Origin of the sequence: Rothia sp. LK2588, from assembly GCF_040946465.1 — a bacterium.
Classification (GTDB): domain Bacteria; phylum Actinomycetota; class Actinomycetes; order Actinomycetales; family Micrococcaceae; genus Rothia.
On the sequence record NZ_JAYWLS010000003.1, the window covers coordinates 234,368 to 247,048 of the forward strand.

The following is a 12,681-nucleotide window of genomic DNA, read 5'->3' on the forward strand; positions in this document are numbered from 1 at the left end:
ATGACCGAGACTCGCACCTGGGTAGGGCCCTCGGCCCCCGAACGGCTCAATATCCTCGCCCGAACCCGCTCGATCGCGATCGTGGGCATGAGCGATAAGGTCTCGCGGGCGTCCTATTTCGTGGCGACCTACCTGCTCTCCTCGTCGAATTACACGCTGTACTTCGTGAACCCGATCCTGGCCGCGAAGGGCAAGGAGGTGCTGGGGCAGAAGGTTTACGCCTCGCTGGCAGAGCACCCCGAGACCCCCGACATGGTCGAGATCTTCCGCCGCAACGAAGACCTTCCCGAGGTGGTGGCCGAGGCGATCGAGGTGGGCGCCTAGACGGTGTGGATGTAGCTGGGGTCTTGGAACGAGGAAGCCGCGCGCCTGGCCGAGGACGCCGGGCTCATCGCCGTCATGGACCGTTGCGTGAAGATCGAGCACGCCCGCTTTCACGGCGGCCTGCATCTTGCGGGGTTCAACACCGGTGTGATCAGTTCGAAGCGGCAGTTGCGCGCCTAGGGAGAGTTGATGCTCGCTAGGCGGGGTGTGCCGGGCCAGAATAGTTTTTATGCAAAGTAATACTGGCCTACATTTGAAGAATTCTGCCGATCGTCACGCACGTAAGGCGGCCGATCACCCCGCACTGACCTGGGCGGCCCGCATCGGTTTCGTGGTGACCGGCTTACTACACATCATGATCGGGTGGATCGCGCTGAAAGTCGCCACCGGGTCTGGCGGGGGAGAGGCCTCTAACTCGGGTGCGATGGCGCAGATCGCTTCGACACCGGGTGGACAGGTGCTGCTGTGGGTCATGACGGTGGGCCTGGTTGGCCTGGGCCTGTGGCATCTCTGCGGGTTGTTCGTCTCTGAGGAAACGAAGGACAAGGCGAAGAACGTTATTTTGGGCATCGTCTACCTCTCGCTCTCGATCTCAACCTTTAAGTTCGCCAGCGGAGGTTCGAGCTCCGACGGGCAGAAGGCCACCTCGGTGACCGCCAAGGTCATGCAGATGCCCGGCGGTGTGATCCTCTTGACGATTGCCGGCCTGATCATCATCGGTGTGGGCGCGTATAACGTGTACGCCGGTGTCACCAAACGATTCGAAGAAAAACTGCGTGCCGGAAGCACCGGCGGCAAGGTCGGTTCGGCGATCATCCTCTCGGGCATGGCCGGGTACATCGCCCGCGGTTTGGCGTTCGCGGTGCTGGGCATCATGGTCATCTGGGCCGGGTTCAGCACCGACCCGCAGAAGGCCTCGGGTCTGGACTCCGCCTTGCGCACGATCGGCCAGCAGCCCTTCGGAGCTGTGCTGTTGATTGTGGTCGCCCTGGGCTTTGTGCTCTATGGCGTGTTTTCTATTGCCCGCGCGAAGTACACCAGCGAGGCTTAGGATTCGTTTCGGGTGATTCGCGAGTTCCCGATTTGTGGACGCTGGTGCGCGAGGGGCCGTGTCCCTTTCGAGGGGCCGTCCTACATGCGGCCTTTCGAAGGTGAAGCGGCCTTTCGACGCAAGGAGAGGTGGGGTAGCGGCGATGAAGCGGCCCCTCTGCGATCAAACCGCCCCTCGGCGATGAAGATTAAAAAGAAGGATCCGCGCCTATCCCCCGATGGGCGCGGATCCTTATAGATCAATCAGATCAGCAACTTCCCCAAGTTGCATGACTCGTCTTTCAGCGACACCGTTACTTCCCCAAGTGCGGGCGTCTCACGAGGATCGATTGATGATGAGCGTGTTCCCTTCCCCAAGGGAACGTTTCGAACGGGCCGGAATTCAAAGATGCTCTGGGTTTAACCCCACGAGCGGAACCCGTAAGAAACACGACGCTCTTCCTTACGTATTGGCAAGGAAAGTCAATCTTTCTGGTTGACGCTTATAACTATACCGCCATAACGGTTCAAATGATAACCAGTAGAGTCCCTCAAAAAATCTGAGAAATTTCTGTGTGCATAACTCAAGCGGCGGTCATTGTGGCTCTGTCTTGCGGTTACACAATAATTATTGTGAAGCTGAATACCGCGTGTGTGCAAAAATTTTACTTTACTTTGAAACGGTAAGTAGCCCCAACTATTTAGGGGACATCGCCGCTAAACCCCATGTCAGAGCTTTTGTTGAACAAACCTTAAACGATACTTGGAAAATTTTTTGTACCATTCAGCGCAAAACACCCGCCACATAAAATGAATATATATACAAACGACAGTGAATATATGAAGTGTCTATAAAACCTCAGGTGCGGTCGTCCTTCAGCATCTCGGGGGTGAGAATTTGAAGATTCTCGGTCAATGGCTGACCCGGTTCCCAGCTGGAGTTATCGTTCGATTTCGTCACTCGATCGCGGATCTTCGAACACAGCCGCGGGCGCGGAACCTTCAGGGTGATTGGTGCCGGTAGTTGCCAATTGCGCACCCGAGCCAGAATGCCGAGCACCATGCACGATGCAATGGAGACGGCCATCGCCACATTGGGCATGCGAAAGACGCCGGTGATGATAACGGTCTCGATCGCGCCCACAATCGCCACGGTTCCATAGAGCGAGCTGCCGCCCAGAATCGAGGGGATGCGGTTGACCATGACGTCGCGGATCATGCCGCCACCCACCGCGGTGATCACACCCATGCCGATGGAGGGCAACCAATGCAGACCCAGGCTCAGCGATTTGATGGTGCCGGTGGCTACCCAACACCCCATGCCGATGAAGTCCACGATCATGAGCATCCAGCTCGCCCAGCGCGTCCCGAGATCGATTGTGTAGGCCAGCAGTGCCGCTACCAGCGCGCCCGCCCAATAGGCCGAGTCTGTCAGCGCCACCGGCAGCCCCGAATTCAACAGGATGTCGCGGATCATGCCGCCGCCCATGCCGGTGATTACGGAGAGCAAGACGAATCCGAGCAGATCGAAACGGAAGGCGCGCGCGACCGCGCCGCCGAGCAAACCGTTGGTCACGATAGCAGCGACGTCTACGATGCGGAACACGAGGTCGGGGTCGAGAATCTCCATAGCCCCTTTATCGTAATGGTTAGCCGGGTTTAATGCCCGGTCGTCTGGTCTTCGCCTTCAGCATTAGGTCCGCGATCCTTCGGTTCCAGCACGGTAATGTTCCCGGGCCCGGGCTTGGTGGCGCCGACTTTGCGGGCGGGGATCTCTGCGGCGATATCGGCAATCACCGATTCCAGGTCAGCCCCGGCCGGAACGGTCGTGTCACCTAAGATGACCGAGCGGTAGACGCGGGCGCCTTTTTCAACGGTCACGCCCGGCCCGATGACCGAGTGCTCGACGGTGCCGTTGATCTGCGAACCGTACGAGATGATCGACTCGCTGACCTGCGCGTCTGCGCCGAAGCGGGCGGGGGAGTAGGTCTCGTGATGCGCGATGACCGGCCAGCCGGGGCGGTCTAGGTCAAGTCCCTTGCCCTCGATGAGCTCCATGTGAGCCTGGTAGAAAGAGTCGAGGGTTCCGATGTCTCGCCAGTAGTCGCGGTGGCGGTATTCGTGAACAGTTCCGGTATTAACCAGGTGCGGGACGATGGTCTCGCCGTAGTCGCCCAGCGAGTTGCCGAGCGCGTCGTCCTCGTCTTCGTGGTTCTTGAACTCCTCGATCATCTCGTCGGCGGCGCGGCGTAGCGCGGCGACGTTGAAGACGAAAACTTCGGTGGCCACGAGTTTGCCCTTCGGGGTTTCGGGCTTGTAGTCGTAGGCGGTCACCCGTTGGTCGTCGTCGACCTGCACCATGCCGTAGCGCGATGGGTCTTCGCTGATCTCTGTGGTGACCACGGTCAGATCGGAACCGAGCCGGTTGTGCTGGTCGATGACCGGACGCAGGTCCAGCTGGTAGAGGTGGTCAGCGGAGAGTACCACCACGTTCTGGGCGCCGAAGGCTTCGAGGATCGGGATCTGCTGATAGAGCGCATGGCCGTTGCCGGAGGCGAAACCCTCCTCCACGCGTCCTTCGGCGGGCGGCAGAATGCGCAGGCCGTGGCGGGTGCCGTCGAGGTCCCACGGACGCCCGCTGGCGAGGTGCTGGTTAAGCGTGAAGGGGCGGTACTGCTCCACGATCCAGACGTCGCGTAGCTGCGAGTGCGCCAGGTTTGAGAGCACCACGTCGATGATGTGGTAACTGCCGCCGAAAGAGACCGAGGGCTTGGAGCGCGCGTCGGTCAGCGGCGCGAGGCGAGACCCTTTGCCGCCGGCGAGGACGAGGGCGACGGTGGGCGGTTGCGCGGTAGTGGGAAATGGATCTGACATGGCTACCTCTCGAAGGGATGAGTGTTGAGTCTGAGTGTAATGGGTGTTTATTAAGGATTTTTCATATTCCAGAGGCGCGCAAAGGGGGTTTTGCGCGGGGGAACTTCCCTTAGATGCTAAGTATACGTATAATTATAGCCATGGGATTTTTTACACGTACCTTTTTGCCTCCGAAGCTCTACCGCGCACTGAACCCGTGGCAGAGCGCTAAGTACTCCGCGCGACGCCACTACCTGCCGCGTCCCGTGCAGAAGGCGCTCCACATCAGCGCCGCCGTGCGTAACCCCTTCGGTTACGCCAAGCGCCGCGCCTCTTACTCGCTCTCCGAGCGGATCCGCCGGACGATCTGGAAGTAAAACCACCAGAGTTCAGCAATAGCCCGTAGAAGTTTCGCAATCGGTTCTAGCCACATGCGAGCTTCGCGGGCTATTTTCATGCCGTCACCCGATCCGCCAGCACCCGCTCGATCGCAGCCAGCGCCTCCTCGTTCTGCAACGAGGAGCGGTCGCCCAGCGGCTTGCCCTGGTAGAGCTGGCTCAACAACCGGCGGGTGATCTTGCCCGAACGGGTCTTCGGGATGTCCGCCACCGCGACCACGTCCTTGGGCTTGGCGATCGGGCCGATCTCCGCCCGCACGTGATCGCACAGCGCGGCGTGCAGCTGCTCGGTGGTGAGCTCGCGGCCGGCGTCCGAGAGGGTCACGAAAGCCACCGCCTGGTGACCGGTCAGTTCGTCCTCAACTGGGCAGACGCCCGCCTCCTGGACGGCTGCATGAGAGACCAGCGCTGACTCGATCTCAATCGTCGAGAGTCGGTGGCCCGAAATATTAATGACGTCGTCCACGCGGCCCAGGATGAACACGTCACCCTCCTCGTCGACCTTCGCACCGTCGCCGGCCAGGAACCAGCCGCGCTCGCCAAAGTGCCGCCAATAGGAATCCAGGTAGCGCCGCGGGTTGCCCCACACGGTGCGCGCCATCGAGGGGCCGATCTTATCCACCACGATGAGGCCCTGCTCACCGGGTGCGACCGTCTCACCGTGCTCGTTCACCACGCGGGTCGAGACGCCGGGCACCGACCGCGTCGCGCAACCGGGCTTGACGGCGGTGTGCGGTGCGCCCTCGGGGAACGTGCCGGGTGCCGCGAACTGCGGGTCGTGTGGCCGCGGCGAGCAGACCGTCGAACCGGTCTCCGACTGCCACCAGGTATCGACGAAACTGGCCGTGCCGCCGCCCACGTGCGTCCGCAACCAGCGCCACGCCTCGGGGTTGATCGACTCGCCCACCGAACCCAGCAGGCGCACCGACGAGAAGTCGAACTTGCCCGGTTCGGGGCCGTTCGGGAAGGCACCCATCAGCGACCGGATCAGCGTGGGCGCGGTGTAGTAGTTGGTCACGCCGTAGCGCTCAATCACCTCGAAATGGCGCTCAAAGGTGGGGGTGTTCGGGGTGCCCTCAAAAATCACCTCGCTCACGCCGTTGACCAGCGGGCCGTAAATCTCGTAGGTGTGCGCGGTGACCCAGGCGAGGTCGGCGGTGCACCAGTGCACGGTCGAGGCAACCTTCGCGGGGTCGTTAACGGTGCTCAACTCGTCAGGGCGCCGCACACCGGTTTCGTCGCACACGTCGGGTAACAGGTCGAAGAGCAGCGCGTGGGTGTACGCCGTCTGCACCAGGTACCCGCCCATGGTGTGCACCAGGCCTTTTGGCTTCCCCGTGGTACCCGAGGTGTAGATGATGAAGAGCGGGTCTTCGGCGTCGTGCAGGGGAGCTTCGTGGGTGTCGGGGACGTCGGCGATCAGTTCGTGGTACCAGACGTCTCGGCCGGAGGTCCACGGGACCTGGGCGCGGGCGGCGTCGTTGCCGGTGGTACGGTCGACCACGATCACGTGTTCGATGTTGTTCTCCCCGGAGCAGGCGTCGTCAGCATTGACCTTCACGGGCACGACCATGCCGCGCCGGTTCTGGCCGTCGGTGGTGATGAGTACCTTCGCGCCGGTGTCTTCAACACGGAATTTCAGCGCCTCGGCCGAGAAACCGCCGAAGACCAGCGAGTGAATCGCGCCGATGCGGGCGCAGGCCAAAGTGAAGATGACGGTCTCGGGGATGACCGGCAGGTAGATCACCACGCGGTCACCCTTCTGCACGCCCAGCTTCTCCAGGCCGTGCGCGGCCCGGGCCACGCGGCGCTGCAACTCGGCGTAGGTGAGCTGCTCGCGATCCCCGGGCTCACCCTCGAAGTAGAGCGCGACCTTATCGCCGTTGCCGTTCTCCACGTGGCGGTCCACGCAGTTATAGGCGACATTGAGCGTGCCGCCGACGAACCAGGTGATCTCGGGGACGCTGTACTGCGGCGCGCCGTTATTATCCACGCCGGTGCGCCGCGGCTTGACGAAGCGGTGGGTGTTTTCTTCCTCCCACAGCTCGCCCCAGGTGATGCGCGCCTTGGCCTGCTCCGCCCAGAACCTCACGCGCGCCTGATCGGATTCCAGTGCCGGGTTCGGGGTCGGGTTGAACGGGTCGGAAGAGGTGAAGTTCGCAGGACGCGCCACGGGGTCTCCCATCGGTTGCTGACGTAGGGGTGTCTAGTTTGGTGGTTAATTAGTTGCTGGGGAAACGATGCTTGACCCAGTCCTCAAAGAGGCCGACGAGAGCGTCGGTGATTTTACCCAGAATGGCCAGCAGGACGATCGCCAGCAAAAGTCGGTCGGTGCGTCCGTTGTTCTGCGAGTCGGTCAGCAAGAAGCCCAGACCCATGGACGCGCCCAATAATTCAGCCGCGACCAGGAACAACCACGCCTGGGCCAGTGCCAAGCGCAGACCGGACACCACGACAGGCAGAACAGCCGGGAGCTGGACTGTGCGGAAGAGGTTCACCCCGCGGATTCCGAAGGAACGGGCGGCTTCAACTAACTTGGGGTCGACGTGAGTTAGAGCGGCAGAAACGGTGGTGTAGACCGGGAAGAAAGCACCGATCGCCACCAGCGTCACCTTCGAGTCTTCACCGATACCGATCCATAGAAGCAGTAGAGGGACCCACGCCAGAGATGGGACGGCTCGAATCGCGCCGATAGTAGGCCCGATGAGGATCTTAGCCCTGGGAGACAGGCCAGTTAGGGCACCTAGTACCAGACCGAGCACCGCGCCGATCAGAAAGCCAAGCACCACACGCTGCGTTGAGATAGCAACGTGCAATCCCAGCTCGCCGCGTCCCCACAGATCGGCTCCGGCTGCGACCACCTTGGACGGCGCCGGCAACTGAACCGAGGTGAAGACGCCGGTCGAGCTCAGGTACTGCCAGAGCAGGAGCAACGCGATGGGCAAAATAGCACCTAGCAGGCCGATGCCCCGGAAACCCCGCCCGGGGCGGTTCTCACGCGACGGTCGCTGATCCGGGGCAGGACACACACCTTGGCTCGGTGGGGAATCCGCGGCTGGAGTGTTCCCTCCGTAGTTATAAGTTTCTTGGGTGGGAGTCGCAGAAGTAGAAACTGACATTACTTGCTGACCTCCTCAGCGGCGCGTGCTGGGTCAGCCTGTTCGGCGAATTTAGGTTCGACAATAGAATCCAGGGCCTTATCGATGTCTGTCTGGGCGGGGACGTCACCGGACTCCACCAGGATCGGGCCAACACCCTCAAGTACTTTGACCTGCTTTTCACCGGGAACCGGATCGATATCGAGGTTGGACCGTTCCCAGACCACCTCGGCGGTCTCACGATTGATACCGGCCTTGTCCTTAAAGATTGAGATAGCTTCTTCGCGATGATCGTGAGCCCACTGGCGAGCATATTCGTAGACGTCAACCACGGTTTGGGCGGACTCTGGGTCGGACTCGATGAACGACTCGGTTGCGTTCAAGAAACCGTAAGTATTGAAGTCTAGGTTGCGGTAGATCAGCTTGTCACCAGACTCCACTTCGGCGGCTGCCATGATCGGGTCCAGGCCACTCCACGCGTCCACCTGACCGTTATCAAGAGCGCTACGACCATCCGCGTGCTGCAGGTTCTGGATTGTCACCGAGTTCTTATCAACGCCCTCGGCCTGGAAAGCCTGCAACAACAAGAAATAGGGGTCAGTGCCTTTGGTGACAGCCACCGACTTACCCTCGAGGTCCTTCAACGAAGTAATAGTTGAATCACCGGTAGTGACGATAGCCGACCACTCCGGTTGCGAGTACAAGTCGATCACCTTGATGGGGGAACCATTGGAGCGGGCCAACAGAGCCGCAGAACCGGCAGTGGATCCCACGTCTAAGTTGCCCGAGCGTAGAGCCTCATTGGCTTTGTTGGAACCGGCCGAGTTAACCCATTCGACTTCTTTACCCTCGTCCTTCAACGCGGCCTCCAACCAACCCTTCTCCTTGATAATCAACGAGAGGGGGTTGTACGTTGCGTAGTCAATGGTGACCGTTGAATCGGCCTGGGAAGCAGGTGCTACGGATCCGTTGCCGGTTCCTTCACCGGTAACGCAACCGGTCAAAAGCAAAGAAAGAGCAGAGACGCTAGCAAGGGAAGCGGCAAAACGAGTATTCAGAGACATCATAAAAATCCTTCAAAGGCTGTGTGTTAGTGAGTGTCGACACCGAGTTCTGCCAGCAACTGATGACGAAGTTGGGTAAGGCGAGTGTCGGAACGTTCGCGGGGGCGACCTCCAGGAACCTCGACCACTTCAGTGATGGCTGCGGGAGTATTTTCGTCGGCCTTGCCCAGCACGATGATGCGGTCGGAGAGATAGAGGGCCTCGTCTACATCGTGAGTGACCAGCAAGATTGTGGTGGGGTCTTGATAATGGACATCCAACAAGAGGTCTTGCATATTGATTCGGGTCAGTGCGTCCAATGCGCCAAAGGGTTCGTCCAGAAGAAGGACGCCGGGAGCGCGGGCTAGAGCGCGGGCCAGCGAGGCACGCTGTGCCATACCACCAGAGATCTCGCGCGGGCGGTGATCTTTGTACGCAGCGAGACCCACCAGTTCGAGCAGTTTCCCGATGGTCTCCTGCCCCTCAACCTGAGCGGTGCCACGGGGTAGGCCGAGCGCGACGTTTTTCTCCACGGTGCGCCAGGGCAACAGGCGAGGTTCCTGAAAACCAATGGCGACTCGGTCATCCAAACCGGTCACGATATCACCGTCAATGCGCACGGAACCTGCCGTGGCGCGTCCCAGGCCGGCAGCCGCGCGAAGCAAAGTGGACTTGCCGCAACCGGAGGAACCGATGATCGACACGATCTCACCGGGCTCAACGGTAAACGTCACGTTCTCGAGGATGGTGGACTGACCGTGACGAGACGGAAAAGACTTACTTACCTGGTCGAAGCTAATGCTGCAGGCCTGGGTCCGCAGGGTATGGGTAAGCGGGGGTGCACTCATGTAATCACTCCATCGTCACTGGCGTTAGCACCACTGCTTTAGCTGCATAAAGCAAGGTTGCTGCGACGTCGTAGAGCCAGGTCTCTCGGTCGCTCTGGATGGTTTAGTCAGTTATTTAAAGTAGTCGCGGGCTGATTGCGGACCCAAGATTGTGACGCAGATGAACTTTCTTTGCTGAGTGTGACGATGCATTAATGCCGTGACTTCTTCGGTGCCGTGGGGTGAGCACTCGTATCACCGTCATTTATGCCCATCATGTGTCCACAAGCTTTTCCCGCCGAAGCGTCACCCGCACACTGATTTTCATGAACTCAGCCATCGTCCAGAAGGTCCGCACCCGCCGGGAACTAGAACAGGCAGGCCTCGCCCCCTCTACAATCACCAGGCGCCATCAGATCGGGTTGCTGACGAAGGTGCGCCCCGGGGTATTTGCCGATACCGAAGACTGGTCGGGGTGGAACCGCGAAGAACGCTGTTGGGCGCACCACGTGGCCGCGGTGAAGTCGGTGCGGGGCGCGGTGCTCAGCCACGAATCGGCCGCGCTCTGGCACGGAGCGCCCCTGCTCACGCGGCCCCGGCACGTGCACCTGAGCGTTCCCGGGTGTTACAGCCATTCGCGCGCTCGCATCGTCCTCCACAGCGGGCGACGAGCGATCTGTGCGCGCGCCACCTCGTACCACGGCCTGCGGATTACCGATCCGATCCAAACCGTGATCGACTGTGCGCGCATTCTGCCTGTGACCGAGGCCCTCTGCATCGCTGACTTCATGCTGTCGCAGGGGTTCTGCACGGTGCAGGAGCTCCGCGACGCCCTGGAGCGCGTCACCGGCCGCGGCTGCCGCACCTGCCGCGCGGTGGCCGAGGTCATGAGCCCCTTCGCGGAGTCACCCGCCGCAACGCTGGCGCGATGGACGATGCACGAACTCGGCTTGGCGCCGCCCGCCGAACAGAAGGACGTCTGGTGCAACGGCCACCGGTACCGCCCCGACTTTCTCTGGGAGGGTGCCCGGGTCATCCTCGAGGTGGATGGCGAGCAAACTTACTCCGGCTCTCGCGGGGAACCGATAGGGAGGCGTCACGCCGAACACCGCCGGCAACGGGATTTAGAGGCGGCCGGGTGGCGGGTGATCCGCGTGCGCTGGCGGGACGTCCAGGGGTATCCGGAGATACTCCGCACGATCTTGGAGCGGGCGGGCGTGCCGCGGTGCAGGTAACCGACCGTCATAAAACTGCACACAGTTCACAAGCCGAAACATACTAGCCAGCCTCGAAAACGAGGCAATACACTCGAAACCAGATCACGAGACCCAACGTGAAGCTCTGGCTAGTTGGGCGGCAACCCTCTTCCGTAGTGGGGTGCCCCAGATGACGATCAGGCCCCTAATCCTAGGCAAGTACGGCGCGATGAGCGCCTCCCGAAAACCGGCAACTGCGCCATCGCCCAGCCTCTCTGAAAGCTATCGCGCACCGCCGGCGAACTCTTCGGGCATGCCACCTCTCCGGTGCTAGGCACCCGACGCGAAAGGTTTTCAAATGGCTGAAGCCCAAGACAAGAAACGCATTGTCGTCAACGCTTTTGACATGACCACCACGAGCCACCAGAGCTTCGGTCTCTGGCGGCACCCGCGCAACCGAGCCGACGAATACAACACCCTCGCCTACTGGACTGACCTTGCGAAAGTCTGCGAAAAGGGATTGTTCGATGCCGTGTTCATCGCCGACGTCGTGGGCGTCTACGACGTCTACAAAGACTCGGTGGCGCCCGTGCTCAAAGACGGCGCCCAGGTGCCGGTGGGGGACCCGTTCATGCAGATTTCGGCAATGGCGGCGGTGACCGAACACCTGGGATTCGGGGTGACGTCCGCGGTGACCTACAACCAGCCCTACACCTTGGCCCGCGCCTACTCCACGCTGGACCACCTGACCGGCGGCCGCGTCGGCTTCAACGTGGTCACCTCGTACCTGCAGTCCGCCGCCGAGAACCAGGGCCTGCCCGGCCAGATTGAACACAACGAGCGCTACGAGATCGCCGATGAGTTCCTCGACGTATGCTACAAGCTCTGGGAAGGCTCGTGGGAGGACGGCGCGGTGCGGCGCGACCGCGAAAACGGCGTGTTCGCAGACCCCACCAAGGTCCACCCCATCCTGCACAAGGGCAAGCACTTTCAGGTGCCGGGCATCGCGTTGAGCGAGCCATCCCCGCAACGCACTCCCGTGATCTTCCAGGCCGGGGCGTCCTCCCGTGGTCAGGACTTCTCGGCGAAACACGCCGAGGCCATCTTCATCACCGCGCTGCGCCCGCACCTGACGCGCTTCTTGACCGACCGCATCCGCGACAAGGTCGAGAAAACGGGCCGCAAACGCGACGACGTCAAGATCTTGGCGATGCTGTCGGTGATCGTCGATGAAACCGACGAAAAAGCCCAGGCCAAGTACGAGGAATACAAGAAATATCAAGACCTCGAGTCGTCCCAGGGCATCATCGGTGGTTGGTCGGGAGTGGACCTCTCCCAGTTCAGCGAAGACGAGGCGATCAAGTACGTGAAGACTGAGGCGATCCAGTCGTTCCTCACCCCGTTCACCATGATGGATCAGGAAAACGAGTGGACCCGCCGCAATATCGCCGAGCATTGCGCCACCGGTGGAATGGGCGAGGTGATCGTCGGTTCCCCGCAGACCGTGGCCGACGAGTTGGAGCGCTGGGTAGACGAAGGCGGCCTCGACGGCATCAACCTGGCCTACCACGTCTCCCCAGGATCCTTCGAAGATTTCGTCGAGTACGTGGTGCCCGAGCTGCAGAAGCGCGGTCGCTACCGTACCGCCTACGAGGGCTCGACCCTGCGCGAGAACCTCTACGGCGCAGGCCGCACCGCGGTGGACGAACGTCACCCGGCCGCACGATACCGCGGCACTTACGCGGGGAAGGCCTCGGCGGCAGACACTCCCGCCCGGGACTTCTTGAAGCTGGCGAATCAGGCCTATGAGGAGCAGCCAGAGGCCGCCTGATCCTCCTCGCCAGACCGACCGCTTACTCCTAGAACGGTCATTTAATAAACGCCCGCCCGAGATGGAGCAGATGCTTCATCTT

At 61.2% G+C, this 12,681-nt stretch carries 10 protein-coding genes, 1 pseudogene and 2 riboswitches; of the genes and pseudogenes, 5 read left to right on the forward strand and 6 right to left on the reverse strand.

Annotation, left to right across the window (positions count from 1 at the left end):
• Both VVR12_RS08130 and VVR12_RS08135 read left to right on the forward strand, forming a co-directional pair.
• Window positions 1–504 (forward strand): annotated as a pseudogene (locus tag VVR12_RS08130) (CoA-binding protein).
• Between the two features lie 49 nt (window positions 505–553).
• Complete coding sequence (locus tag VVR12_RS08135; protein ID WP_368550695.1) at window positions 554–1,375, forward strand: DUF1206 domain-containing protein; 822 nt, start codon at window positions 554–556, stop codon at window positions 1,373–1,375.
• 837 nt (window positions 1,376–2,212) lie between these two features.
• On the opposite strand, the gene VVR12_RS08140 is transcribed toward VVR12_RS08135, so the two are convergent.
• Together VVR12_RS08140 and VVR12_RS08145 are read right to left on the reverse strand one after the other, a co-directional pair.
• Entirely contained in the window at window positions 2,213–2,983 is a 771-nt protein-coding gene (locus VVR12_RS08140; protein ID WP_368550696.1) for a trimeric intracellular cation channel family protein, read from the reverse strand.
• Between the two features lie 29 nt (window positions 2,984–3,012).
• On the reverse strand, window positions 3,013–4,227 hold the full coding sequence (locus VVR12_RS08145) for a glucose-1-phosphate adenylyltransferase family protein (RefSeq protein WP_368550697.1): 1,215 nt from the start codon (window positions 4,225–4,227) through the stop codon (window positions 3,013–3,015).
• A gap of 140 nt (window positions 4,228–4,367) precedes the next feature.
• On the opposite strand from VVR12_RS08145, the gene VVR12_RS08150 reads away from it, so the two are divergent.
• Window positions 4,368–4,583: a hypothetical protein gene (locus tag VVR12_RS08150; protein ID WP_368550698.1), complete on the forward strand. Its 216-nt coding sequence runs from the start codon at window positions 4,368–4,370 to the stop codon at window positions 4,581–4,583.
• 76 nt (window positions 4,584–4,659) lie between these two features.
• Here the strand turns inward: VVR12_RS08150 and VVR12_RS08155 are convergent, their stop codons facing one another.
• The 4 genes from VVR12_RS08155 to VVR12_RS08170 are packed head-to-tail and all read right to left on the reverse strand — an operon-like array spanning window position 4,660 to window position 9,593.
• The gene (locus VVR12_RS08155) at window positions 4,660–6,777 is read right to left on the reverse strand and encodes an AMP-binding protein (RefSeq protein ID WP_409349893.1); all 2,118 of its coding nucleotides are present in this window, start codon (window positions 6,775–6,777) and stop codon (window positions 4,660–4,662) included.
• A 49-nt stretch (window positions 6,778–6,826) separates the two neighbouring features.
• Window positions 6,827–7,723, reverse strand: coding sequence for an ABC transporter permease (locus VVR12_RS08160; protein ID WP_368550700.1), 897 nt, complete (start codon window positions 7,721–7,723; stop codon window positions 6,827–6,829).
• Window positions 7,723–8,766, reverse strand: coding sequence for an aliphatic sulfonate ABC transporter substrate-binding protein (locus VVR12_RS08165; protein WP_368550701.1), 1,044 nt, complete (start codon window positions 8,764–8,766; stop codon window positions 7,723–7,725). The genes VVR12_RS08160 and VVR12_RS08165 overlap by 1 nt, the downstream gene beginning before the upstream one ends.
• Window positions 8,767–8,792: 26 nt before the next feature.
• Window positions 8,793–9,593: an ABC transporter ATP-binding protein gene (locus VVR12_RS08170; protein WP_368550702.1), complete on the reverse strand. Its 801-nt coding sequence runs from the start codon at window positions 9,591–9,593 to the stop codon at window positions 8,793–8,795.
• A gap of 6 nt (window positions 9,594–9,599) precedes the next feature.
• Window positions 9,600–9,698, reverse strand: a riboswitch (SAM riboswitch).
• Between the two features lie 200 nt (window positions 9,699–9,898).
• Here VVR12_RS08170 and VVR12_RS08175 point away from each other — a divergent pair.
• Both VVR12_RS08175 and VVR12_RS08180 read left to right on the forward strand, forming a co-directional pair.
• A complete protein-coding gene (locus VVR12_RS08175; RefSeq protein WP_368550703.1) occupies window positions 9,899–10,807 on the forward strand; it encodes a DUF559 domain-containing protein in 909 nt (302 codons plus the stop codon).
• Window positions 10,808–10,889: 82 nt separating this feature from the next.
• Window positions 10,890–10,996: riboswitch (SAM riboswitch) on the forward strand.
• 130 nt (window positions 10,997–11,126) lie between these two features.
• Window positions 11,127–12,599, forward strand: coding sequence for an LLM class flavin-dependent oxidoreductase (locus VVR12_RS08180; RefSeq protein WP_368550704.1), 1,473 nt, complete (start codon window positions 11,127–11,129; stop codon window positions 12,597–12,599).
• The last annotated feature ends 82 nt before the right edge of the window (window positions 12,600–12,681 follow it).